The organism is Francisella philomiragia subsp. philomiragia ATCC 25015 (genome assembly GCF_000156715.1).
Classification (GTDB): Bacteria; Pseudomonadota; Gammaproteobacteria; order Francisellales; family Francisellaceae; genus Francisella; species Francisella philomiragia.
The window spans coordinates 331,474-356,663 of record NZ_DS999316.1; the positions used below are offsets into that span (position 1 = coordinate 331,474).

Below are 25,190 nucleotides of genomic sequence, written 5' to 3' on the forward strand. Positions count from 1 at the left end.
TTATATTAACGATGAACTTCCTATAGCAATAATGTTTTCTTGGTTTAAATACTCTTGTTGATTTTGAGCATTAATTCCTCCAGTTGCACAAAATTTAACTTCAGGGAAAACTGCCTTATAGTTTTTTAAAAGCTTAATTCCTCCAAATGCTTCAGCTGGAAAAAATTTGATAGTTCTAAAACCATAACTCATGACTGTCATAATTTCAAAAGGTGTCACAGCACCTGGTAGATACTTAAGGTTATGTTCTTGGGCAAATTTTAGTAATTCATGGCTAGCTCCTGGAGAAACATAAAAATCAGCTTCAAGAAATCTTGCTTTTCTAAATAGCTCTATATTTGTTATAGTTCCTATGCCAATAATCAAATCATTATTAGACTTAATTACTTTTTCGATAACATCTAAAGAATTAGGTGTTCTAAGGGTGAACTCAACTATATTAAGCTTTTTCTCTCTTACTTTTTTTAATATCGATTCTGCTTGTTCAATAGTATCAGCAGATACCACTGGTATTAAGGGATTATTTTTGAGCAATTCACCTGTTGGCATTTATCAACTCCTTTAACTGATTTGTGTAGATATCTGTATGGCTTTTATCAATTATGGCGCCTTGATGCTGTATAATCTCAGCTGCAAAATTTTGAGCAAATTCAATACTTGTCTGCAAATTTAGATTATTTGAGAAAGCAGCTAAAAAAGCAGCATTAAAGCTATCTCCAGCTGCAGTTGTATCTATAGGTGTAACTATTTTAGTAGCTTCAATTAAGCTAATTGTATTTTGATATTGTAATACAGTAGGATTTATACCATGTTTAATAATAACTATAGGAATATCAAATCTATTATATCTATCTAAGGTTTTTTGATAATTAACATCATCAAAAAGCATTTCTTCATCATCAAAGGTTGTTAAAACTATCGTTACATGTTTTAGTACTTTTTCTAAGTATCCTTTGGTTTGTTCTTTGGATTTCCAACATTTAGGGCGATAGTTTAAATCAAAAATTATCTCTTTGCCATCACCTGAGTTTCTAAAATCTTTTAACCAGTTTGCAAATATTTCTAGCTGTTTATTATCCCATCTTGAGAGGGATATACCTGATAAATATAAGTAATTATATTCTTTATTATATCTATCTAGATTTTCTTTTGATAAGTGATAGAAAATATCTTTGATAGGAGCTTGTTCGCGCCAATAATAAAAACTTCTCTCGCCTTGATTATCTGTTTGTATAGCATATAAACCAGGGACTCTATCTTTTATTTTCAAAACTTCAGAAGTATTAATATTTTCAGTATCCCAATGAGATATCATCTGAGCTGAAAAATTATCATTTCCAAGAGCCGTGATAAAAGAAACATCTCCATTAAGTCTTGCAAAATATAATGCTGTATTTAAAACATCTCCACCAAAGTTTAATTTAGCTTGAGAACCTAACTGGATTTGACCACTAAGCTCAAGCATACATTCGCCAATAGCTAAAAGTTTATTTTGACTCATTTTCTAGTTCTCTTTTTACAGCATATGCAACACCGCGAACTTCAGCAAGACCTTTCAAACGTCCAATGCATGAGTATCCAGGATTAGTTTTTTTATCTAAATCTGAAAGCATTTGTTGACCATGATCTGGTCGCATGTATATAGGCTGCGAATTTTTTTCTATTTTTAGAATTTCTTTCACAAGAGCATACATATCTGTATTACCACATAAGTGCTCAGCCTCATAGAAACTGCGGTTATTAGGATTGAGGGCAACATTTCTTAGATGTGTGAAATAAATTCTTCTACCAATTTTTTTCGCCATTAGAGGAAGATTATTATCCCATCTGGAGCCTAATGATCCAGCACAGAATGTTATACCATTAGCCATAGATGGTATATTTTCAAATAACCAGTCATAATCTTCTATAGTACTAATTATTCTTGGTAGGCTGAATAGTTCAAATGGGGGATCATCAGGATGTATAGCTAACTTTGCCTCAACTTCTTCAGCTACTGGAATTACTTTTTTCAAGAAATATACTAAATTCTCACGTAACGTTTCTTTATTAATATCTTTATATTCATCAAGAGCTGCTTGAAATTGTTCTAATGAGAAGCTTTCTTCAGCACCAGGTAGACCTGCAATTATATTACCAGTAAGCTTTTCTACTTCCGCATCTGACATATTTTCAAAATATTCTTTTGCTTGAGATATTACATCAGCTTTATAACCTTTCTCAGCATTTTGCCTTTTTAGAATATGAATATCAAAAGCTGCAAATGCTATCTCATCAAAAGATAAAGTCTTAGCGCCTGTGGAAGTTTGTTTATCTAAATCTGTACGAGTCCAATCTAATACAGGCATAAAATTATAGATAATTAATTTAATACCACATTTGGCTAAATTACGGATGCTTTGACAGTAGTTATCTATATATTCATCACGTGTAGACTTACCTCTTTTAATATCCTCATGAACAGGAATGCTTTCTACGACAGACCATGTTAAATTTGTTTTACCCAGTCTAGTAGAGTTCTCAACTTCAAATTGTCTTTTTTGAATTTCTTCTATAGACCAGACTTTTCCATTAGGTATATGGTGTAGAGCAGTTACAATATCAGTAACTCCAGTTTGCATAATATCTTCGATACATACAGGATCATTTGGACCAAACCAACGCCATGATTCTATCATTTTATTCTCCTAATTTAGTAAGAGTTTTAATAACTCCATATTTATTAATTTCTTCAATAAAAAACACTATTTTTTCTTTTAAATCATTGTTTATTGCTATTGTTTCTGGGAATATGCTTTTTAATGATAAGAAACAATTAACTATATCAGTAATTTGAGTATTCTCTTGATATATCAATTTATAGCCATTTTGTAGAGGATCACTAATTTCTAATATTTTTCCATATTGATCTTTACCACTACAAAATAATATCCAACCAGCTATACCAAGGGCTAAAATATCGTAATTTTGCTTATTTTCTAAAAGATGTGCTAAAGATCCTAGCCATCTTTGAGGTATTTTTTTAGAGCCATCCATAGCTATCTGTTCAGTCTTATGCTTTAAATGAGGGTTAGCAAATCTATGTAAAAGTTTATTAGCATATTCACTAGTTGAGATCTCTTGTGGTAAACCATCTACCAATGGCGCTGCAATTTTTAGCATATATTTTTTAATAAAATTATAAAACTCTGGTTTCACTATAACTTCATCTACAGTTTTAAGACCAGCATAAGCACCAAGATATGCAATTAAACTATGACTACCATTTAACATAGTTAGCTTTAATTTCTCGAAAGGTTCTATATCTTTAACAAACTCAACACCAACCTTCTCAAGAGCAGGGCGACCATTAGCAAAATTATCTTCGATAACCCATTGAGAGAATTCTTCAGTTGCTACTGCTGAGATATCTTTTTGACCAATCATATTTTCAATATTATCTAGAGTCTGCTGAGTAACTGCTGGAACAATTCTATCTACCATTGAGCTTGGGAAACTCACATTCTCTGCTACCCAAGTACTAAACTGTTTATCTATTTTACTTGAGAATTCTAAGATAGCTTTTTTTAGAATCTTGCCATTATTTGGCATATTATCACAACTTAACAAAGTTATAGCTTTTGCATTTTTATTCCAACGTTTATATAATCCAGCAACTGTAATTCCTATAGCGGTTTTAGGTGAGTTGATATTAACTAAATCATAAGCTATATCAGGATTTTCAAAATTTAACTCTTGAGTTGATAAATCAACATAATAACCTTTTTCGGTAACTGTATAGGAGATTATTCTTATATTAGGATCTGAAATTTTAGTTATTAGACTTTGAGATTGGCCATTACCTGCAAAATAAACATCTTTTAATGCGCCTATTATAGTATTTTTAGTGCCAGATTCATCATTGGTTGATAATGTATATAAGCAATCATTTGCTTTTAAGTCATCTATTAGTTTTTGATTAGATCTAATTGTGCCACTAACATAACCCCAGTTTAGGGCATTTTGATCACCAGTATTAAGTAACTTATTGATATAGAACACTTGATGAGCTCTATGAAATGCTCCTATACCTATATGCAATATACCTGGGTTTAAATTATTACGTTGATAGTTTGGTAAACTACAATTATGTAATTTTTGAAGATTAAGCATTATACTCTAAATCCTTATTCATATTGATTATTTGAGGTTGAGTAACCCTAAAATTTTCATGACCATTATATTCCCAACTAATATTCAGTTTAGCATTTTTGCTTACAACTTGAATATTTAAGATACCAAATTCACCATTTAGATACTCTGTGGTTTCACCATCATCTAGGTGAATTTGATGAATGGTTTGTGAATTATTCAGCGAAGGAAATACTTTATAAACTAATTCTTGTTTAAAATTATTAAATTCTGCTTTATGTTTATTTGTAACAATAATAGAATCTTCCTTTACAAAAATAGGAACACTGTCTATATTTATATTTAATCTTATAATTTTTCCACCTTGATAAACTTCTCCAGTATAATAGTTATACCAATTAGAGCCAGCTGGTAGATATATTTCTCTAACCCTTTGGTTATACTCTAGTATGTTTGCTATTAGTAAGTTTCCAATCATAAAGTCTTGATTTTCTTCAAATGTTTTTACATCTGATTCGAAGTCATAAAAAGTCGGCTTTATAATAGGCTTAGCATTTTTATGTGCTTGATAGCATAGTTGATAAATATATGGGATTAACTCATTACGCAAGTCAAAGGCTTTTTGGATACTTTCTAAGGCTTCAGGGTACATCCAAGGTGTGTTTACAGATTTATCATCATTCCATGAGTGAATAGTAAATCTAGGATAAAAAATACCATGCTGAATCCAGCGAATTAATAATTCTGAATCTGGAGCGGGACCACTAAAACCACCAATATCATGACCAAAATTATAAATTCCTGATAGAGATAGCCCTTTCGCCATTTCTAGATTATATTTCAAAGTTTTCCACTCTGTATAGTTATCACCAGTCCAAGTTTGAGCATATCTTTGCAGGCCAGCACATCCTGATCTTGTAATTAAGTAAGGACGCTTTTCCGGAGCAAAATGCTTTTGAGCCTCAAAGCTTGCTTTTGTCATTAGTAGTGATTGAATGGGTTTAATATGCTTGATTTTTATCTCTTTACCAAAGCCGTAACAAATAGCTTCTCCATTATAAACTTCATATTCGTTATTATCATTCCAAGTTGATTCTATACCTTTTTCTAGAAGCTGTTTTGTGACATTATCTTGCCACCAAGAAATCGTACTAGGATTTGTAAAATCGAGATAGTATCCTAGCTCATCCCAAAATTGCACAAGTTCTGGCTTTGTATAAGATTTATTATAAATAAAACCATTGAAACTTGCTACTTCGTCTAATTTAGGATGGTCTTGAAGTAAGCATGGTTTAATATTTGCACATAGTTTAATGCCATTATTTAGATATTTATTCGTGAAAGCTTCTATATTAGGGAATTTTGAATGATTCCAATTAAAAACGTATCTCTTATCTCCAATAGAAGTATAGCCTGAACTTAGTTGAAATGATCCACATTGAATATTGTATTTCTTGCAATCATCAATAAAATTGTCCATTTGGCTCTGGGCATCTGGAAGATCTGTGTATGTCATTGTTGAGCCTGAATAATATAAGCTCCAGTAGGGTGGTAGTATAGTTCTACCTGTTATTGTACTAAAAGTTTCTGTTATATCAGAAATCCTATCACCAATTATAAAATAATAATCTAAATCACCAGCTTTTGCCTCATAGCTAATGTATGGACCATGATAATTATCAATTTCTTTACCAAAGTTAAAAACACTATCACTTAAATTATCATAGAAAATTCCAAAAGAACTTTTATTTGCAAGATTATGAGATATGAAAAAAGGAATATGTTTATATAAAGGATCAGAGCTTTCTGCATCATAGCCCATGGGATCGATTGATTTCATCTCATAACGTTTTTTATTACGGTTGAGAGAACCAGTCTTTTCACCAAGACCAAAAAACATAGCATCACAATCTTTTTTTATAGCATGATATATACCTCGATCTGACCAAAAGTCTAAGTTATATGCTTGAGTTTGTAAATCTTGAGATACCTTAATCCAATTGTCAGCATTTCTTTTATACCAACTAATTTTAAAACCAGTAAGATTAATTTCACATTTTAGTTTTGATGTTTCTATAAAAGCAAAATCATCAGTGCCATAAGCTTCAAACCTAGGACAGCTAAAACTAGATGTATCTAGTCTATCAGTTCCTTCAAATGGAATATCATCTTTTGTTATTGACCAAGTTTTATCTAAAGAGGGTTTTAAAGATTTAGTGAAGAGTACTCTAAAAATATTTTCTTCAAGAACAAAAACTCTAACAAATATTTGCTTTTCTTCTAACTCAAATAAAATGTGATCTACTTTAGTATTTTTAAGTTTAAATTTACAAATGTCTAACATAATTCAAAATCCTAAAACGTGTTATTATGACCCCAAGTTTTTTCATGAGGCCAGCCTGTAAGTTCTTCAACAATAATGATTGCTTCTTTGGGCGCTTTTTTAAGCTCTCCTCCAGCTCTTAATCTTTCTAATTCAGTTACTAATATAGAGTGTTTTGCTTGAGTTAATCTAAATCTTGAGCTTGCAATAGCTCCTATAATACAAAACAATATAGTACCCCCAATAAAGCAAATATTTATTCCTAATAAAGCAGATTCTGATTGAACTACAGCACCTGCTTTAAAATTAAAAATTGATAGGGTAAAACCAACTATTGCAAATGCTAATGCTTGAACTAATTTACGTGAAACAGTCATCGTACTAGCAAAAGTTCCCTCTCTTCTTTTTGTAGTTAGCGCCTCATCAATATCAGCAATAAAATTATAGATATTCCATGGTGTAAAATAGCATCCTGCTCTAGCAAAACCTAAAACAAATATAATTACAACAAATGAAGCTAAAGCAAGAATCGGAGTAAACACAGGAATGATAAGGAAACTAAGCATACTTACAAGTAGACAGCTAATAGCAATTCTATAACTCATCACACTACCAACTTTTATACATAAATATGCAAATATAGGTACTGAAATAACCTGAATTATTGAAAAACAGGTATATACAATTGATGCAGAACTAATATTGTAATCTAATATAAAAGTAAAATAGTAAGCGAAACTTGCACCAAATACATCTAATGCAACAAAAGCACCAATATACATCAAAAGATTAAGTCTAAATGCTCGAACTCGTAGTGTCGAAAATATGTTAATAAATATAAATTTTATTTCTTTTAATAATGATGAATGGTCTTTTTTTGAAACTTCAACTTTTCTTTCCCAAGTGAACTTATAGACAAAGAACCATGGTAGCATGAATAGTATTGCACAAATAATACCCATAATTACAAAAGATGTTTTTTCATCAGCAAAAAAATACATAATAGCTGCAGGTAAAAATCCTGCAACAATGTTAGAACTTTGTGAGAAAATCATTCTAATTCCAGTCATTTTAGATCTGGTATGATAACTATCTGTCATTTCTGCAGCCAACGTTTCATAAGGGACTTGAATCATAGTGAAGATGAAGTTGAAAGCAATATAACCGAATAAGTAATACCAAAAACCAAATCCAGGAATCCAAAGCAATGCAAATACTGAAACTAAAGGAGCACCTATTACAAAGAAAAATCTTCTTCTGCCTAAAGGTCCTCGCCAATTATCTGAAATATATCCCATAATTGGATCTGCAAATACATCAAGACCTCTACCGATTGCTACTATTAACCCAGCTTCTGCAGCGGATAATCCTGCTATATTTGTATAAAAATACATCAACCACAATCCAAGAATAGTAAAAGCCCCACCACCAAAAAAATCACCAGATCCATAGGCAACCATATTCTTAAATTTAACTTCTTTAGTATTTGACATCATTCTTTTATCTAAAATGGTTATAACTTTAAATATAAGTGATTCAGAGCTAATTTGAAATATAAATTAAATATTTGATATGGTTTTTTATTAACTATTATCGTGTTAATAAATATTCCTAATGTTATTTTTCAAATATTTTTTCTTATAATACAGATCAATACTAGCTATAATCGAATTTAAAATAAAAATTATTATGGATAAAATTGATGAATATTAGAAAGCAAAATTCATTCTTTTTGCTATGTTTTTTCGAATTTTTTGAAAGATTTGGTTACTACGGCTTTAGTTACACAGCTATTCTATTTTTTATGAGTCAGTATGGTTTTGATTTTACAGAAAAACAAGCCGTACTCCTATTTGGAGGCTTTGCTTCATTAACATATGTTTTTAATGCTATTGGTGGATATGTCGCAGATAAAGTCTTTGGTATAAAAAGAACTATGTTCTTAGGAGCTATATTTCTTTTAATTGGATATTTTAGCTTAGCATTAAGTCCTTATTTTGTAACTATTGATAATTATGTTTATATAAGTTTAGCTTGTATTATTGTTGGATCTTCATTATTCAAACCCGCCCCAACAAACTTAATCTCTAGAATGTATACAGATAAACTAAAATTAGATTCTGTCTATACATACTTTTATATGTCAATAAACTTAGGATCACTATCTGCATCTCTTTTGATACCCATTTTAGCAACAAAGTATGGATATACTGCTGCATATGGAGTATGTTCTGTAGGTTTTGCAATAGGTATATTAAATAGTATATTAAGTTATTCTAGTATCAAAAATATTGGTAATGAAGTTGATTTTAAAAACATGGGATATCTAAAAACTATCCTCATAGTGTTAATTTTTATTATTGCTATCTTAGGGCTTAGTATAATCTTACAAGCTAATGATACTATTAATTATATTTTATGGTTTGGTGCAGGACTTATTTTTGGAGTATTTGCTTTTCAGATTTATGTTGAGAAAGATCCTAGCTCAAGAAAAAAGATAGTAGCTGCGATAATTTTATTAGTTTATGCGGTACTGTTTTTTATAATATATCAGCAGAAATCGACCTCATTTTTCTTGTTTAACGTCCACCATGTCAATTTAAATTTATTTGGTTATAGTGTTAATCCTCAGAGTATACCAGGTGTTTTGAATACTGCTGGTGTGATTATATTGTCACCAATATTAGCTTTTATATATACAAAGCTAGGGGCAAAAGATTTTAGCTTACCATTTAAGTTTGCTTTGGGAATTCTATTCTGTGGTTTTGCATATGGTAGTATGTTTTTAGCTTGTATGATTAATGACCCTACAGCTAAAGTTAGTATACTTTGGGAAGTTTTAGCAATAACAGTGTTTTTCTCAGCTGGTGAATTATTAATCTCAGCTCTAGGATTGTCATTAATGGCTAAATTATTACCTCAAAGGATAACTGGCTTTGCTATGGGAACATGGTTTATAACATCAGCTATTGGTATTAAGATTGGTACAACAATTGCTCAAGCAGTTTCAAGTGGTATACAGTATGATGAATCAAAAGGCTTTGATATTCAAATGACGATAAGTAGTTTCGATAAATACCAGGAATTATTTGGATATGTTTCTCTAGTTGCGATAGTTTTTGCAATAATTGCTTTTGTAATTGGCAAAAAACTTAATAAAATGATCGAAGATTAAATTATATTACCTAGCTATGCATAATCAGTTGTCTACTAAAAAAGCATTAATTTTATTACTAATGACTATAACAATGTGGTCAACGGCTTTTATTGGAATCCGTTATTTGATGCTAAATGGATTTAGTGCTGGAGGCTTATCATTAGCTAGATATGGTATAGCTAGTATTGTTATGCTTATAATATTTGTTAGACAAAAAAATAAAACTAAGCCTAATTTAAAAGATTTGTTGAGATTTGCTATTTTAGGCTTCTTTGGTTTCTTTGCATATAATGTATTGTTAAATTCAGGAGAATCTAGAATTACAGCATCTAGTGCTAATTTTATTATAGCTCAGGCTCCTATAATTGTAGCTGTATTTGCATTTATATTCTGGGGTGAAAAAATTAATAAGTATGGTGTTTTTGGGTTTATCTTAGCTATTATAGGTGCTGCAGTAATTTTTTGTTCAAAGAATGATACATCATTTGAGTTTATTGGTATTTGCTTAGTTTATGGAGCTTGTTTTTCAGGTGCTATTTACTCAGTTTTCCAGAAAAGTTTATTTATAAAGTTTCATCCAATTGAAGCTATTACCTATTGTATTTGGTTTGGCACAATTATGTTGATGGTATATTCTAATGAGGCTTATGCGGAATTATCTACAGCAAATTTCACAAGTATCTTTGTTGTAATTTATATAGGAGTATTTCCTGGGGCATTGGGTTATTTATTTTGGGGTTATGCTTTTAGAAATATTCCTGCAACAGTTGCTATTAGCTCATTATATTTTATGCCTATAATTTCTTTATTCTTAGGTTGGATTCTCTTAGGAGAGACAGAAGCATACATATCGATAGTTGGCGGAATAATAAGTGTTGTAGGAGCTTTTATAATCAGTAAATATGGCTTAAATAAAAAAACTAACTAAAACTCTTAAATTGTTTGTCTTACCACATTTTAATAAAAATCTTTTTTGTCTATAATATCTGCAAGTTTTTAAATAAAGGATAAATATGCAAATAGTTGATCAAATGAGAGATCAAGCTCTTGAAGAGTTAAATCTTGTCAATGATAAAAAATCTCTAGATGATATTCGAGTAAAATATCTTGGTAAAAAAGGTGAGCTGACAGGTATGATGAGACTAATAGCTACACTACCTAATGAAGAAAAGCCAAAGCTTGGTCAAGCTGTTAATATTGCAAAAGAAGCACTTCAAAATGCTATTAATGAAAAATTAGCAAAATTTGAAGAAGCAGAATTGAATGAGAAATTAGCAAGTGAAAAAATTGATGTTACATTAAAAGGAGTAGGGCAAAATCAAGGTTCACTTCATCCTGTAACAAAAACACTTAATCGAATTGAAGCTTTCTTTAAGCAAAATGGTTTTGCAGTAGAAGTAGGACCTGAGATTGAAAGTGATTATTATAATTTTGAGACTCTAAATATACCATCGCATCATCCAGCTCGTGCTATGCATGATACTTTTTATATTGATGATACTCATGTACTTAGAACTCATACTTCAGGTGTTCAGATCAGAACTATGGAAAAGCAACAGCCTCCGATTAGGATTATAGCTCCAGGTAGAGTATATCGTTGTGATTCTGATATTACACATACACCTATGTTTCATCAGGTCGAAGGGTTGCTTGTAGATAAAGATGTTTCATTTGCTGATCTAAAAGGTTTGTTACATGCTTTTCTTAACTCATTCTTTGAAAAGGATCTAAAAGTAAGATTTAGACCATCATATTTCCCATTCACAGAGCCATCTGCAGAGGCTGATATGGAGTGTGTAATGTGTGATGGTAAAGGTTGTAGAGTTTGTAAACACACTGGTTGGTTAGAAGTTCTTGGTTGTGGTATGGTGCATCCTAAAGTTTTAAAAGCTGGAAATATAGATTCTGAAAATTACCAAGGATTTGCTTTTGGTATGGGTGTTGAGAGATTGTCAATGCTTAGATATGGTATTGATGATTTAAGAATGTTCTTTGAGAATGATCTAAGATTTTTGAAACAGTTTTAATTATTATTTGAGGTTTATAAATGAAATTTTCACATAATTGGTTAAATGAATATCTAGGTGATACTCAAAATAGCCAAAATTTGGCAGATACTTTAACTTTAGCTGGTTTAGAAGTAGACGCAATTGAACCAGTTGTCGCAGAGAAAGTCAGTGGTGTTGTGGTTGGTCAGATCAAAACTATCAATAAACATCCTGATGCCGATAAGCTTAATATTTGTACTGTAGATGTAGCTGAGGACGAACTCCTAACTATAGTTTGCGGTGCTAGTAATATATATGAAGGCATGAAAGCACCAGTTGCAAAAATTGGAGCTGTTTTACCAGGTGATTTTAAAATCAAAAAATCAAAGCTAAGAGGACAAGAATCTTTTGGGATGATGTGTTCTGAAGAAGAGCTTGGCTTAGCTGAAAAAGCGGATGGCTTAATGGATCTACCTACAGATGCTCCAGTTGGTGTTGATATTAATAAATATCTAAATTTAAATGATAATATTATTGAAGTTGATCTAACTCCAAATAGAGCAGATTGCTTGAGTGTATACGGTATAGCTCGCGAGGTTTCTGCTCTTACAAAAACAGAACTTAAAGATTTGGAAATACTAGAGCCTAAAGTAATTATTACAGATACTAAAGATGTTAATATTACTGCGACAGATGCGTGTTATGCATATTATGGTTGTATTATCAAAAATGTAAATAATAATGTCCAAACTCCATTATGGATGGTTGAAAAACTAAGAAGAAGTGGTATTGGAAGTATTTCATTTTTTGTAGATGTTACGAATTATGTATTGTTACTAACTGGTCAGCCAATGCATGCTTTTGATTTAGATAAGCTAGATGGCAGTATAAATGTTCGCTATGCAGATAATAATGAACAACTAACTCTTTTAGATGAAACTCAAGTAAAGCTTCAGTCAGATACTCTAGTAATAGCAGATGATTCAAAAGCTCTAGCTATAGCTGGTGTAATGGGCGGTTTAGATTCATCAATAACTGATAGCACTACTAGTATATTCTTAGAAAGTGCATTCTTTGTACCAGAAAAAATAGCTGGTAAAGCACGTAAATATAATCTACATACTGATTCATCACATAGATTTGAGCGTGGAGTTGATCCGCAACTAGCTAAAAAAGCGATGAAAATAGCTATCAAATTAATAAATGAAATAGCAGGTGGTGAAGTCGCTCCAATCCATGGAGCAGAGGATTTACAAAAGTTAAATAAACAAAATAAAATTACTCTTTCTATCAAAAAACTAAATCGTGTATTAGGTACTGATTTTGATATAGAATATGTAACAGAAGTTCTCAAAGCATTACACATGGATGTAGAAACAAGCTTTGATAGCAATTGTATAGAAGTATTACCTCCTTCATATCGTTTTGATATGGAAATACCTGAGGATCTAATAGAGGAAGTTGCTCGTGTATATGGTTATTCAAAACTGCCAGAAACTATGCCTAAGTATGCAGCAACTAAGATAAATATTTCAGAAACAAAGCAATCTTATGATGTTTTAAACTCTAGGTTAGTTGATAGAGGCTATCATGAAGCTATTAATTATAGCTTTATAGATCCTAAGTTTGATGATTTTTTCTTTGAGCAAAAGGGTATCGCTATTAGAAATCCAATTTCTCAAGATTTATCTGTAATGAGACAATCTTTGATACCTGGATTGATCAATTCATTTAAGGCAAACACATCACGTCAACAAAATAGAATAAGAATATTTGAGAAGGGTGCTTGTTTCAAGTTAGAAAATAATCAAAGAGTTCAATTTGATAAAATAGCTGGCTTAGCGTATGGAGAATTACTAAATCCAAACTGGTCTAGTACAAAAAAAGTAGATTTCTTTGATGTTAAAGCTGATATTGAGGCGCTTTGTGCCGACATTGCCGATCTGAACTTTGAAGTATGTGATGATGTTAATTGGCTACATCCTGGCCAATCAGCTTATATACTTGCTGGCAATAATAAGATTGGTGTTATTGGGGTAATTCATCCATCAGTTTTAAAAACTTTCCAAATCAAAGCAAAAGCTCCTATAGTATTTGAATTAGACTTGGATATTTTAGTTAACAAGAAAATACCTAGTTTTGAAAAAATTTCTAAATATCCATCAGTATCAAGAGATATATCATTCTTAGTTGATAAATCTGTACTTGCTGGAGATATTATCAAAGCTATAAGTGACCTTAATATAAGTATACTAAAAGATCTAAATATTTTTGATATCTACGAGTCTGAAGAAAATGCAAGAAAGAGTATAGCCTTAACTATGCTTTTCCAAGATAATGATAAAACTTTAGATGATATAATTATAAACCAAGCTGTAGATTCTGCTTTATCTATTCTAAGAGATATGTTTGGTGCAGAACAAAGAGTTTAATTTTATGATAGAATGAAATAACATAGTCACACTCTAAGGGATGAGTAGATGTTATTTCTAGCTGTTTGTTTTATCATTACAGGGATGATTGTTGGTATTCTTTCAGGGCTTTTTGGTCTTGGTGGTGGCTTAACAATAGTACCTTTGATGATGACTTTTATGACAATTTATGAACCTGCATATAGCTCTAATGCTATGCATGTTGCTATTGCAACTTCTCTTTTTGTAATGATATTTACTTCTAGTATTACGACTTATTCTCATCATAAATCTAATAATATAATATGGGAAGTAGCTATTCCTCTGAAATTTGGAGTTATAATTGGTGCCATACTAGGAGCAATTTTTGCTAGTTTTTTACCAGGTAACATACTCAAGATATTTTTCATAATATTCCTTATATATACAATAGTTAAATGGGCTATCAAATCTTTTGCAAAAAAAAGTACTAATAACAATAATGCTAATAGACTAAACCCAAAAAAAATAATATCGGTCATTTATGGTGGCTTTACTGGCGCAATAGCTGTACTTCTTGGTATAGGAGCTAGTGTAATGATAGTACCTTTTCTAAAACATAAAAACTTTACTATGGGTCAGGCTGCTGCTATAGCCGCTGCCGTAACACCATTTATTGCATTACTTGGCGCTAGTACCTATATAATCACAGGTTTATCTGAATCAGCATTGCCTAAGTTCTGTCTTGGATATGTATATATCCCTGCGGCTATTGGTATGATATTTGGTTCGTTGCTGGGAGCTCCAATTGGTACTAGACTATCATCTGTAATACCGCATGTTGTTCAAAATACTATATACTTTCTATTCTTAATCATAATATTTTTAGTAATGGTGAGCTAAATTTATTATTAATTTAAATTAGATGTATAGAGTTGTAATATATTTTTTATTCGTAATTTTTTTTATATATGGCTATTCTGTCGATTTAAGCAGTTCTCAAGAAAACAACTATTCTTCAGATTTAACACAAACAGTTGATGATGTAACTATGCAGTATGGAGAGTCATTAAATAAAAATAAAATTAATCAGATAAAAACCTACACTTATGATGATTTGATAAATAGTCAATTAAATATATCTTATCTTAAATATAAATCTTTTAATGGTTTTAGGGTTAATGAAATATTTTCACATGCAATGTTAAATCCACTTAAACGTACAGGGCATCCTCTATTTATGATGCAAGCTAGAAAAGATGGCCTACTAGAAGATGGATATATTTATACAGGTGGCAAAACGGCTTTTATTGATTGGAATAGGCTTCATGCAATACATAATCAGGGAGCAACTAAAGATTTTTCTTATTTTATAGATGGATATATAGCTTCTACATTATCTAAATGGATTAGCGCTTTTGGTAGTCTTACTGTATATAACGATGGAGCTGGAACGCATGTGATTCCTTATTCATGGTATGTAACAGTAGGAGATTTATCAGAGAGTAATATTTTTGGTTATGTAGCAAATGATGTAGTCATGTTTGGTAATTTTGATATTGTATCAAATTATGTTTCTACTCTAACCCGTTTATATTTTATGCAATCAGGAGGTAATGCAAACCTATCATATGCAACAGACAGTATTCTTCTGAATGCAGTTATACTTAACTCAAATACAAAAGGCTATTTTGGAACTACTAATGCTGATAGCAAAGGAGGTATTGGCTATACTTTAAATGCTAAATATACCTATAAAATGTCGACCGAAGGAAATTATCAGTATTTTGGTATAGCCTATACAAATTCTTCGGGATTCAATTCAACCACTAATGGTAGAGTAGGGGTATTTGATGCTCATTACGTTGCGGCAATATCTGATTTTAATTTTTTCGTTGAAGGAGCTGTTACAGATAAAGGTGTTAGTGGAGTTAACTATTCCTCAGCAATTAGCTCAAATAAAATTTCAGGAGTTCCTTTCTTTGGATCAATTAGACCAGATTCTCAGTATATTTATGATAATTTTTTAAACTCTGGTGGTGTGGTTGGATCATGGTCAATACAAGGTAGTTATACTTGGAACTTATTTGAGAAAAGTTTTATAACATATTTAGATTATTCTCAACTTTATCAAAATATAAATAATAATGCTCTTCAGTATGGTGGAGGATTTCGTTATAACTTATTATATAGTTCATGGCTTGGCTTAGATTATACAAGTATTGCAACTAAAAGTACCAAGTATAAAAGCTCACAAAATTATTTGTCTATTAGTTATGTGATTTATGTGTAATATATTTTAGCCTTTCAAAATTAAATTCTTTTGTATTCCTAAGCCCTCTATTTCTAATTCAAGTACATCATTTTCTTGTAAATAACTAGTTTCTAATCCAAGAATTTCATTTTCAAGCTGAACTCCCTGAGGAGTTCCTGTTAAAATAACATCTCCAGCTTCTAAGGTAAAATACTCACTTAATTTAGCTATTAATGTTGGGATTTTAAAAATCATTGTTTTAGTTGAACCATTTTGCATGATTTGATTATTTACTTTAGTTTTTATGTAAAGATTATCTGGGTTAATCTCATCTTTGCTAACGAGATAAGGTCCTAGTGGACAGAAAGAGTCACAGCTTTTACCCATATTATATTGCCCAGGTTGTTGAAATTGTAGTCCTCTTTCAGAAGCATCATTAGCTATACAATATCCAAATATGTATTCATAGGCATCAGATACTTTGATATTCTTCGCAGGTTTACTAATAATAACAGCAAGTTCGTTTTCATAATCTAGTTTATTACAATTTTTGGGGATATATATAGGATCGTAAGGTCCTGTGATACTACTTGAAGGTTTCTGAAAAAATATAAAATTAGTTGGTTTAATTTTAGGTCCACTAAGAAAATTGACTCGCTCTAAATGATCTAAATAATTCATTCCTATAGCGACTATTTTTCCAGGGTTATTAATGCAGCTAGTTATATTATTTTCGTTTATATTTTTTGTTAATACAGATAAAGTATTTATATCAATATTGCTTATTATAGAGGTAAGTTTGACAATATTTTGCGGTGAAATATCTGATACGAAATCTTTAATATTGTATAAAATGTCTTTTGATAAGATACATGGATAAATATCATTATTATACTTATAATGTAGAAACTTCATGATAATTCCTTTTTTTTGTTAAAATTTTAGATGTATCAATAATCTTGGAGCAAGTTGAAATTATAGTTAATTTAGTGCTATAAAACTAATATTACACTAACTTTTATTGAGACATTTATCGCATAATCCTCTTAACTCAAGATTCCAACTTTCAATTTGATAAGGTGTAAGTTTTTGAAACTCTTTAAAAATATCTAGATTACAAAAATGTGATTCATCAACAAAACCACAATTTTGGCAAACAAATACTTCAAAGCCTTGATGCTTGTGATTTTCTTTACATTTTACATAACAATTTTGACTTTCTATCCTATGGATAAAACCATGTTTTAACCAAAAATCTATTGCTCTATATACAGTAGGGGGATTTGTTTGTTTTTTTGCTGAAAGAATCTCTAAAATATCATAAGCACTTAGGGGAGTGTCTTGATTATAAATAGTTTGGAGCACTTGTTCTCGAGGTTTAGTAAATCTGTATTTATTCTTTTCACAGAAATTTTTAGCTTTTTGTATACTTTTACTCATTAATAGAAGTCAAACTTTGATTAATTTACTCGACAAAGTATAACTCATTTCTTATTATTTAATAAACTGTTATATTGTAACATATTGTGTGTTTATGTATTATATCAATCAAAATTGAACTACAAGAAAACTCTATATGAAAAAATTACCTGTTACAGTTTTATCTGGCTTTCTAGGGGCCGGTAAGACTACTTTATTAAGTAATATTCTCAATAATAGTAATGGTTTAAAAACTGCTATGATTGTTAATGACATGAATGAAATAAATATTGATGCTGAGCTAATCAAAAATCATGATTCACATATTTCAAAAACTGAAGCAAAGATGGTTGAGCTTAGTAATGGCTGTATTTGCTGTACACTACGTGAAGATTTGTTAGTAGAAGTAGAGCAGTTAGCAAAATCACAAAAATATGATTATTTAATTATTGAAAGTACTGGTATCTCAGAACCATTACCTGTTGCGACAACTTTTGAGTTTAGAGATGAAGAGGGCAAGAGTCTTGCAGATGTTGCTTATATAGACACAATGGTTACGGTAGTCGATAGTGTTAATTTTATGAGTCATTATAGCTCTTGTGAATATCTAAAAAATACTGATGAAAGCTTAGGGGAAGAAGATGACCGAGCAATAGTTGATCTTATGGTCGAGCAAATAGAGTTTGCTAATGTCATAATATTAAACAAAATTGATGAATGCTCGACGGCAGAAAAAGAGACTGTCAAATCTATAGTCAAAGGTCTAAATGTTGATGCTGAAATAATCGAAACAAGTTTTTCAAAAGTTGATATAAATAAGGTAGTAAATACCAAAAAATTTAACTTAGAAGAGGCTGAGAATCATCCGTTGTGGAGCAAAGAGATTTATAATTTCAAAGAGCATGTACCAGAAACTGAAGAATATGGTATTAGATCTTTTGTTTATAACTCAATAAATCCTTTTGATCCTGTTAAGATAATGAATTTTTTTGATAATGTTGACTGGCCAGGAGTAGTCAGAGCAAAAGGCTTTTTCTGGTTAGCTACTAGACCTGATTATGTTGGAGAAGTTTCTCAAGCAGGTGCATTAGTTAGACATCAAGGTATGGGTATGTGGTGGGCTAGCATGGACAAAGAGCAATGGCCAAATACTCCAGAATTTCAACAGATGCTAAAAGATAGATGGAATGATATCAGTGGTGATAGAAGACAAGAGATAGTCTTTATTGGCTTAAAAGACGAAATGGATGATGATCAAATCAAAGCAGCTTTGGATCAATGCTTAATAAATGACTATTGGGATAATCCAGAAAAATACACTAATTTAGCAGATCCATTTCCTAGTTGGTTTGAATCAGATGATGAAGAGGTATAAAAAATGAGTAGTTTTCAATTAACAGTCTTATTGGTTATTTTAGTAGTTACAGCTATCTCTGGTATTTATCCATTTGTTAAAAAAGCCAATAATCAGGACGGATTTCATTTCCCAGTAGGAGAAGCTCTAGCAAGTGGAGTATTTTTAGGGGCTGGACTAATTCATATGCTGGGTGATTCAGCTGGAGATTTTTCAGAACTAAATATAGATTATCCATTTCCATTTTTGATAGCAGGGATAACTATTTTACTCTTTTTGTTGTTAGAACATATCGGTGGAGCATTATCAAAGAGCAATAAAGGCAACTTATCTTTTATGGCTATAATGGCAACAATAATGCTATCTATACATAGTTTTTTTGAAGGTGCTGCTTTAGGTCTATCTGAAGAGTTAAGTGTAGCACTTGTGATATTCTTAGCAATTATTGCACATAAATGGGCAGCAAGTTTTGCTTTAGCTATAAGTATTAATAAGACAAGCCTAAGATTTTTAGCAAGGCTAATCCTATTTATAATATTTGTTTTTATGACACCATTAGGAATATTATTTGGACAGGCTGCACATAACTACGTTTCAAATCCATTTGTTGAGCCTACATTTACTGCTATAGCAGCAGGTACTTTTATATATATGGGAACTCTACATGGTTTAGATAGATCTGTACTTATTAAAGACTGTTGTAATACAAAGCAATATAGTTTTGTAATTATTGGCTTTTCAATTATGGCAATAGTCGCTATTTGGACTTAGAAATTAACAATAATTTAGACTCTAATTACCGCTATAATATTTATTATCTTTGAAATTCTTACAATAATTAATTGTACCATGCTCTAATATTCCTGATTTAATTCTATCATAGCAACTTTGAGTAGGAGCAGTAACAGTCATCAACATACAGTTGCTAGGATTATCATAGTTATTAGGTACTATATTACTTTGGAATAGCTGATTTGGGAATTTGACTTTTAAACCACTATGAGAGCCGTACCAATCAGTCATTTGATCACCAATAGACATCAGCCAATATACATTTCTTTGCTCTGATAGGGCTTGTCTAAATGAATCTTTATAAGCGACTTTATCATTTGCACTTGATGCACAAAGACTATTTTCAATTGAACCTGACAAAAACACATATTTATTAATCTGATTATCTGTAAGATTGAGATTATTTTTTAGCCATTTTGCAGTAGTAGTTGCTGAGGCACTATTACAATACCTAGCAGTTATAAAATAGCAATTAACACCATCTTTAAAACATTGATTTTTGACAAAGTCAGTAATATATGGAGTTGGTTTGGTACCTTTGCTATCGTAATCATCATTAAAAGAAGTTAACTCAAGAGTGTTATCAATATCGAACATAATAGCAGGGTGTTTACCACTTTTCTCTATAGCTTTAATAAAGCCAATATTTTTAAATTCGTACATTAGATTATTTAGACTATCTACTAATTTTTTTGCTGTTTGGGCATATTGAGAGTTATCTGTATAATCATAACCTGTTTTGCTATCCATATACTTAAATACATCTGAGTTTTTGGTAATATTTGTAGTACATTGTTTAGCATTTTCTGGTAGTTTAAAAGTATCACCATATTGTTCATCAAAAGCAGCTTCAAGCTGAGTTACTTTGTTATAAAGTTCTAATGGATCAACATTGCTTTTGTCATCATTATTTGAACATGATGTCAATATTGTTATGCCTAATCCTAGTATTAACAATGCTTTCGATGTGGCTTTAAGTTTTTGCATAATAGTATATCTCCTTGGTTTAACTAAAATAAATCAAAAACAAGGACATAATAATTTACAAATTCAAGAGATTAACCAGCTTTTATCAAATAAAAAAATATCAACAAAAGTCTATTTAAAAGATAGTAAATAAGTGTTACGATTTAGGGTTACATTAATGGAGTAAGTATTTTAAGAATACTTTCTGCAATCAGACTACCCCTGCTTGTAGTCATATGCTGTGTGCTTTGAGTAGAGTCAGCTAATATTTTGTCAGCCCACTGATATATTTTTTCGACATCGTTCTTACTATATAAAAAAGTAGCAATTTCATAATTCAAAAATAAGCTACGATTGTCTAAATTAACAGAACCAAGCATAGCGATATTATTATCTATTAACACGGCTTTTGCATGGATCATATTCTTTGTAAAATGAACATCAATATCATTTGCTAGAAAATCTCTTATATAACTGGCTCTGGCACGATCAGCTAATTGATGATTAGATTTTTTAGGTGTAATAATTTTGACATCTATGCCTTTCTTTTTCGCTAGTATAATTGAGTGGTATAGTTCAGCAGATGGTATTAGATATGGAGTTATTATCCAGAGCTTTTCTTTGGCTGAATTAATAGCTGTAATAAGACCAGAATATAGTTGATCTTCCTGTAAGTCTGGTCCTGAAGGTATTACTTGAACAAAACCTTCCTGAGAAATAGTGTTTTCAATTTTAAATTCAAGCTCTTCACTTGTAGCAAAGTGCCAGTCTGAGCAAAAAACTTTAAGAAAATATGCTAATGAATCTCCTTGTATTTTAAACAAAATATCATCCCACATTCCTTCATGCTCAATTGGCGACATATATTCATCACCTATATTCATACCACCACTAAATACAGTTTGATTATCAAAAATATATATTTTACGATGATTTCTGTAGTTAATATAGTTACGCAATGGGTTTGATATTACCGGCATAAAAAATACAACTTGAGCACCTAATTTACGTAAGTTTTTAAAGATTTTTCTATTATGGCGATATATATAGAATGATCCTAAAGAATCTATCATCATTTTAACTTCAACACCTTCAGCAGCTTTTTTTTCTAAGGCACTGATTACAAGTTTAGATGTTGTGTCATTTTTAAATACATACGTTTGAATGTAGATATTTTTCTTAGCAGCTTTAATCGCTTCCATAAAAGCTTCGAATGACTTAACCCCATTAGCATACATCTCAAAAGAGTTTTTACTTGTTAAGGTTGGTAGATCCATATTTGTAAAAACATTTATTGTTTCTATCGGCAAATTTTTGCAACTATCACTATCATTAATACAAAATGATTGTAAGCCTGATTCGCTAATATCCATATTTTCCTTTTGCCAAAAGCTACGCTTATCTTTGCGTTGGAATATAAAGAAAAAAGGTATAGCTACATACGGAATAAAAAGTATAGCAAGTAACCACGCCAATATATTAGAAGCAGACTTCTTATCGACTATTAATTTTAGAACAATTAATATTGTAAATGCCTGACATACAAATAAAATGATGTTTGCTTCCAGGATGTATAGTAAATGTAGTAAGAAATTTTCCATTTATTTATATGGTGATAACAATTTATTAAGCTAGATTGTAACACAGCCTAAATTTTATAGGTAATTTACATTAATGGTGTCAATATTTTCATTATACTTTCAACGATTAAACTTGTGCGTTTCGTTGGTAGGTGAGATGCATCTTGTGTTGAGCCTTCTATTACAGTTTCTGCCCATTTATATAATTTCTTAACTTGTTTAGGTGAATATATAAAAGTTGCTACTTCATAGTTCAAAAATAGACTACGATTATCTAAATTTACTGAACCTAAAATAGCTATGTTAGAGTCAACAAGTACAGCCTTTGCATGTAGCATGTTTTCAGTAAAATATACATCTATGTTACATTCGAGTAAATCTCTAATATAGCTGGATCTAGCTCGATTAATTATTTTATGGTCAGAGTTTTTAGGTGTGATTACTTTTACATCTATTCCACGACATTTTGCTAATAGTATTGATTGTAATAAATCAAGTGATGGGATTAAGTATGGTGTTATAATCCATAACCTATGTTGAGCAGAGTTTATGGCAGTAATTAATCCAGCATAAAGCTGATTTTTATGCATATCTGGACCAGAAGGTATTACCTGAGCGAAACACTCAGTTGTGATTTGACTTTCAATTTTGAAGTTTAGTTCTTCTGATGTTGCAAAGTGCCAGTCTGAACAAAAAACTTTCAGAAAGTGGACTACAGATTCTCCTTCAATTTTGAACAATAAATCACTCCACATTCCATTATGCTTAGTCGGTGACATATATTCATCACCTATATTTATTCCACCACTAAAAACGGTATTATTATCAAAAATGAATATTTTACGATGATTGCGATAATTTATATAATTACGCAAAGGATTAGATATTATAGGCATAAAAAATATTACTTTAGCGCCTAGTTTTCTTAGATTCTTAAATATTCTTTTGTTATGACGATAAACATAAAATGATCCTAATGAATCTATTAATATTTTAATATCTAAACCATCAGCTGCTTTTTGTTCTAATGCTCTTATTACAAGCTTTGATGTAGTATCATTTTTGATAATATATGTTTGAATATAAATACTATGTTTGGCTGATTTTATAGCCTCTATAAATACTTCAAATGACTTTGTTCCATCAGTATAAATATCAAACGAGTTTTTCATAGTTAGAGTAGACAACTCAAGATTTGAAAATGTTCTAATGACACTAACAGGTAAGTCCTGACAACTATTTTGATATATACATGATTTATCAAATGATTCGGTATCATCCATACTCATAGCATTTTTTTGCCAAAATTTACGCTTATCCTTGCGCTGAAAAATAAAAAAGAATGGAATCGCGATGTAAGGAATAAAAAGTATAGCTAATAGCCATGCTAATATATTTGATGGTGATTTTTTGTCAACAATTAGTTTTAAGACTACAAAAATAGTAAAAGCTTGGCATATAAACAAAATTGTATTTGCTTCTAAAATATATATCAGACTGTTTAGGAAGTTTTCCATGGTAAAACTAAATAAAAGAAATATGAGAAAAATTTTATCATAATGATAGCAATCTATATAGCTATGTTATGTTGACCAAATTTTTTAGTGATAAGTAAAATTATAATGGAAATGACAACTACGGTTAATATTAGATATAGAGGCGTTAATATGTATCCTTTAGCAATACCTAAGCTCGCTAAAGCCAAAAAAGCACCATTAAACACTGCAAAACTAATATTATAACTAAAACCTAATCCACTAGCTCGTACTCCTGGCGTAAATAAAGTGCTCGCATAATTAGATGCTACTCCAACAACAAGTCCCATAAAAATATTGTTAATAAGCATTATTTCTAAAAGATATTTTGAATTAGTTATAACACTATAGTAGAAAAAGCTTCCAAATATCATTAAGCCTAAAGCACCAATCAAAAGTATACGTAAAGGTGTAAATTTATCAGCGAGATATCCTGCAGGTATAGAAACTACTGAAAAAACAAAAAGATTAATAAGTATTAAACTAGGTCCATTTTCTATATGATTTAGCTGAAAGTAAGTTGGTAAATATAATGAGAAAAAACCAACTACCATAGCAAATATTGAGACTGCAGCTGTTGCTCTTACGATTGCGAGCTTTTCTGTTTTGAATAAATCAATTAATGGAACTTTGTGATGATCTTTCTTATTTAAAAAAGTGTTGGTTTCATGTATCTCTTTTCTAAAAAAATAACTAATAATAGCAGCAAGGCCACCAAACATAAAGGCTACACGCCAAGCATAATCATCAGTAAGAAAATGAGTTGTTATAATCTTTGTAATCTCTGCAAAGAAAATACCAAAGTTAATAAAGCAAAAAATAATTCCACAAGCAAGACCGCCATTTTTAACTAAAGATTCCTTCACAAAAACTACAGCACTTGGAATTTCGCCACCAATTGCTGCTCCTTGGATAATTCGTAGTACTACAAATAGTAATGTAGCCAATATACCTGCATTCTGATATGAGGGTAGTAACGCTATCAAAAAAGATGCTAGACCCATAAATAGTATTGTAAGAATAAATGATTTTTTACGTCCGTATCTATCGCCAATATGTCCAAATAATATTCCACCAAATGGCCTAGCAAAATAACCTACTGCAAAAACTGTAAATGCAGAGAGCGCTTGTAATGCAGGAGATCCTTCTGGTGGGAAAAATGTCTTGCCTAAGACGATTGCAAACATACCAAATATGACAAAGTCATAAAATTCTAACATTCCACCAATGCTTGTTAACAAAATCGTTTTAAAATCATCTTTTTTAAGCATATTTAATTAAGTATAATTAGAGTCAAATTG

The 25,190-nt window shown here is 30.7% G+C and carries 20 protein-coding genes; 8 read left to right on the top strand and 12 right to left on the bottom strand.

The genetic code is table 11. From position 1 onward, the window contains the following. From eda to FTPG_RS07040, 6 genes are read right to left on the bottom strand one after another with little or no spacing between them, the layout of a single operon-like run. Nucleotides 1-549 carry a bifunctional 4-hydroxy-2-oxoglutarate aldolase/2-dehydro-3-deoxy-phosphogluconate aldolase gene (gene eda, locus FTPG_RS07015; protein WP_004287738.1) on the bottom strand — a complete coding sequence of 183 codons (549 nt, stop codon included), beginning with the start codon at nucleotides 547-549 and terminating at the stop codon, nucleotides 1-3. Next, nucleotides 536-1,501 carry a sugar kinase gene (locus tag FTPG_RS07020; protein WP_004287739.1) on the bottom strand — a complete coding sequence of 322 codons (966 nt, stop codon included), beginning with the start codon at nucleotides 1,499-1,501 and terminating at the stop codon, nucleotides 536-538. Before FTPG_RS07020 ends, eda begins: the two co-directional genes overlap by 14 nt. Continuing rightward, entirely contained in the window at nucleotides 1,488-2,678 is a 1,191-nt protein-coding gene (gene uxuA, locus FTPG_RS07025; RefSeq protein WP_004287740.1) for a mannonate dehydratase, read from the bottom strand. Before uxuA ends, FTPG_RS07020 begins: the two co-directional genes overlap by 14 nt. Nucleotide 2,679: 1 nt before the next feature. Beyond that, nucleotides 2,680-4,152 carry a mannitol dehydrogenase family protein gene (locus FTPG_RS07030; RefSeq protein ID WP_004287741.1) on the bottom strand — a complete coding sequence of 491 codons (1,473 nt, stop codon included), beginning with the start codon at nucleotides 4,150-4,152 and terminating at the stop codon, nucleotides 2,680-2,682. Then, on the bottom strand, nucleotides 4,145-6,475 hold the full coding sequence (locus FTPG_RS07035) for a glycoside hydrolase family 31 protein (RefSeq protein WP_004287742.1): 2,331 nt from the start codon (nucleotides 6,473-6,475) through the stop codon (nucleotides 4,145-4,147). Before FTPG_RS07035 ends, FTPG_RS07030 begins: the two co-directional genes overlap by 8 nt. An 11-nt stretch (nucleotides 6,476-6,486) precedes the next feature. Then, a complete protein-coding gene (locus FTPG_RS07040; protein ID WP_050754316.1) occupies nucleotides 6,487-7,947 on the bottom strand; it encodes an MFS transporter in 1,461 nt (486 codons plus the stop codon). A 206-nt stretch (nucleotides 7,948-8,153) separates the two neighbouring features. Here FTPG_RS07040 and FTPG_RS07045 point away from each other — a divergent pair, with 206 nt between their 5' ends. The 6 genes from FTPG_RS07045 to FTPG_RS09905 all read left to right on the top strand — a co-directional run bounded on the left by FTPG_RS07045 (nucleotide 8,154) and on the right by FTPG_RS09905 (nucleotide 16,282). Continuing rightward, nucleotides 8,154-9,629, top strand: a complete 1,476-nt coding sequence (locus FTPG_RS07045) for a peptide MFS transporter (RefSeq protein WP_004287744.1) — start codon at nucleotides 8,154-8,156, stop codon at nucleotides 9,627-9,629. Between the two features lie 16 nt (nucleotides 9,630-9,645). Then, complete coding sequence (locus FTPG_RS07050) at nucleotides 9,646-10,539, top strand: DMT family transporter (protein WP_004287745.1); 894 nt, start codon at nucleotides 9,646-9,648, stop codon at nucleotides 10,537-10,539. 85 nt (nucleotides 10,540-10,624) lie between these two features. Then, complete coding sequence (gene pheS, locus FTPG_RS07055; protein WP_004287746.1) at nucleotides 10,625-11,638, top strand: phenylalanine--tRNA ligase subunit alpha; 1,014 nt, start codon at nucleotides 10,625-10,627, stop codon at nucleotides 11,636-11,638. 20 nt (nucleotides 11,639-11,658) lie between these two features. Continuing rightward, nucleotides 11,659-14,031 carry a phenylalanine--tRNA ligase subunit beta gene (gene pheT / locus FTPG_RS07060; RefSeq protein WP_004287747.1) on the top strand — a complete coding sequence of 791 codons (2,373 nt, stop codon included), beginning with the start codon at nucleotides 11,659-11,661 and terminating at the stop codon, nucleotides 14,029-14,031. A gap of 48 nt (nucleotides 14,032-14,079) precedes the next feature. After that, on the top strand, nucleotides 14,080-14,892 hold the full coding sequence (locus FTPG_RS07065) for a sulfite exporter TauE/SafE family protein (protein ID WP_004287748.1): 813 nt from the start codon (nucleotides 14,080-14,082) through the stop codon (nucleotides 14,890-14,892). Nucleotides 14,893-14,914: 22 nt separating this feature from the next. Continuing rightward, the gene (locus FTPG_RS09905; protein WP_004287749.1) at nucleotides 14,915-16,282 is read left to right on the top strand and encodes a hypothetical protein; all 1,368 of its coding nucleotides are present in this window, start codon (nucleotides 14,915-14,917) and stop codon (nucleotides 16,280-16,282) included. Nucleotides 16,283-16,288: 6 nt separating this feature from the next. Here the strand turns inward: FTPG_RS09905 and FTPG_RS07075 are convergent, their stop codons facing one another. Further along, nucleotides 16,289-17,158, bottom strand: coding sequence for a fumarylacetoacetate hydrolase family protein (locus FTPG_RS07075; RefSeq protein ID WP_004287750.1), 870 nt, complete (start codon nucleotides 17,156-17,158; stop codon nucleotides 16,289-16,291). Between the two features lie 96 nt (nucleotides 17,159-17,254). Next, nucleotides 17,255-17,683, bottom strand: coding sequence for a Fur family transcriptional regulator (locus FTPG_RS07080; protein WP_004287751.1), 429 nt, complete (start codon nucleotides 17,681-17,683; stop codon nucleotides 17,255-17,257). A gap of 136 nt (nucleotides 17,684-17,819) precedes the next feature. Here FTPG_RS07080 and FTPG_RS07085 point away from each other — a divergent pair, with 136 nt between their 5' ends. Further along, nucleotides 17,820-19,037, top strand: coding sequence for a GTP-binding protein (locus FTPG_RS07085; RefSeq protein ID WP_004287752.1), 1,218 nt, complete (start codon nucleotides 17,820-17,822; stop codon nucleotides 19,035-19,037). A gap of 3 nt (nucleotides 19,038-19,040) precedes the next feature. Then, on the top strand, nucleotides 19,041-19,787 hold the full coding sequence (locus FTPG_RS07090) for a ZIP family metal transporter (protein ID WP_004287753.1): 747 nt from the start codon (nucleotides 19,041-19,043) through the stop codon (nucleotides 19,785-19,787). Nucleotides 19,788-19,808: 21 nt separating this feature from the next. Here the strand turns inward: FTPG_RS07090 and FTPG_RS07095 are convergent, their stop codons facing one another. The 4 genes from FTPG_RS07095 to FTPG_RS07110 all read right to left on the bottom strand — a co-directional run bounded on the left by FTPG_RS07095 (nucleotide 19,809) and on the right by FTPG_RS07110 (nucleotide 25,160). Then, a complete protein-coding gene (locus FTPG_RS07095) occupies nucleotides 19,809-20,795 on the bottom strand; it encodes an HAD family hydrolase (protein ID WP_004287755.1) in 987 nt (328 codons plus the stop codon). A gap of 149 nt (nucleotides 20,796-20,944) precedes the next feature. After that, on the bottom strand, nucleotides 20,945-22,375 hold the full coding sequence (gene cls, locus FTPG_RS07100) for a cardiolipin synthase (protein ID WP_004287756.1): 1,431 nt from the start codon (nucleotides 22,373-22,375) through the stop codon (nucleotides 20,945-20,947). Between the two features lie 65 nt (nucleotides 22,376-22,440). Then, nucleotides 22,441-23,871, bottom strand: a complete 1,431-nt coding sequence (gene cls, locus FTPG_RS07105; protein WP_004287757.1) for a cardiolipin synthase — start codon at nucleotides 23,869-23,871, stop codon at nucleotides 22,441-22,443. Nucleotides 23,872-23,924: 53 nt separating this feature from the next. Next, nucleotides 23,925-25,160 (bottom strand): MFS transporter, encoded by a 1,236-nt coding sequence (locus tag FTPG_RS07110; RefSeq protein ID WP_004287758.1) that lies wholly within the window; start codon nucleotides 25,158-25,160, stop codon nucleotides 23,925-23,927. Nucleotides 25,161-25,190: the final 30 nt, after the last annotated feature.

Excerpts from the sequence above, each read along its gene's own strand:
- eda (WP_004287738.1), bottom strand. The coding sequence starts at position 549 with ATGCCAACAGGTGAATTGCTCAAAAATAATCCCTTAATACCAGTGGTA.
- FTPG_RS07020 (WP_004287739.1), bottom strand. The coding sequence starts at position 1,501 with ATGAGTCAAAATAAACTTTTAGCTATTGGCGAATGTATGCTTGAGCTT.
- uxuA (WP_004287740.1), bottom strand. The coding sequence starts at position 2,678 with ATGATAGAATCATGGCGTTGGTTTGGTCCAAATGATCCTGTATGTATC.
- FTPG_RS07030 (WP_004287741.1), bottom strand. The coding sequence starts at position 4,152 with ATGCTTAATCTTCAAAAATTACATAATTGTAGTTTACCAAACTATCAA.
- FTPG_RS07035 (WP_004287742.1), bottom strand. The coding sequence starts at position 6,475 with ATGTTAGACATTTGTAAATTTAAACTTAAAAATACTAAAGTAGATCAC.
- FTPG_RS07040 (WP_050754316.1), bottom strand. The coding sequence starts at position 7,947 with ATGTCAAATACTAAAGAAGTTAAATTTAAGAATATGGTTGCCTATGGA.
- FTPG_RS07050 (WP_004287745.1), top strand. The coding sequence starts at position 9,646 with ATGCATAATCAGTTGTCTACTAAAAAAGCATTAATTTTATTACTAATG.
- pheS (WP_004287746.1), top strand. The coding sequence starts at position 10,625 with ATGCAAATAGTTGATCAAATGAGAGATCAAGCTCTTGAAGAGTTAAAT.
- pheT (WP_004287747.1), top strand. The coding sequence starts at position 11,659 with ATGAAATTTTCACATAATTGGTTAAATGAATATCTAGGTGATACTCAA.
- FTPG_RS07065 (WP_004287748.1), top strand. The coding sequence starts at position 14,080 with ATGTTATTTCTAGCTGTTTGTTTTATCATTACAGGGATGATTGTTGGT.
- FTPG_RS09905 (WP_004287749.1), top strand. The coding sequence starts at position 14,915 with ATGTATAGAGTTGTAATATATTTTTTATTCGTAATTTTTTTTATATAT.
- FTPG_RS07075 (WP_004287750.1), bottom strand. The coding sequence starts at position 17,158 with ATGAAGTTTCTACATTATAAGTATAATAATGATATTTATCCATGTATC.
- FTPG_RS07080 (WP_004287751.1), bottom strand. The coding sequence starts at position 17,683 with ATGAGTAAAAGTATACAAAAAGCTAAAAATTTCTGTGAAAAGAATAAA.
- FTPG_RS07085 (WP_004287752.1), top strand. The coding sequence starts at position 17,820 with ATGAAAAAATTACCTGTTACAGTTTTATCTGGCTTTCTAGGGGCCGGT.
- FTPG_RS07090 (WP_004287753.1), top strand. The coding sequence starts at position 19,041 with ATGAGTAGTTTTCAATTAACAGTCTTATTGGTTATTTTAGTAGTTACA.
- FTPG_RS07095 (WP_004287755.1), bottom strand. The coding sequence starts at position 20,795 with ATGCAAAAACTTAAAGCCACATCGAAAGCATTGTTAATACTAGGATTA.
- cls (WP_004287756.1), bottom strand. The coding sequence starts at position 22,375 with ATGGAAAATTTCTTACTACATTTACTATACATCCTGGAAGCAAACATC.
- cls (WP_004287757.1), bottom strand. The coding sequence starts at position 23,871 with ATGGAAAACTTCCTAAACAGTCTGATATATATTTTAGAAGCAAATACA.
- FTPG_RS07110 (WP_004287758.1), bottom strand. The coding sequence starts at position 25,160 with ATGCTTAAAAAAGATGATTTTAAAACGATTTTGTTAACAAGCATTGGT.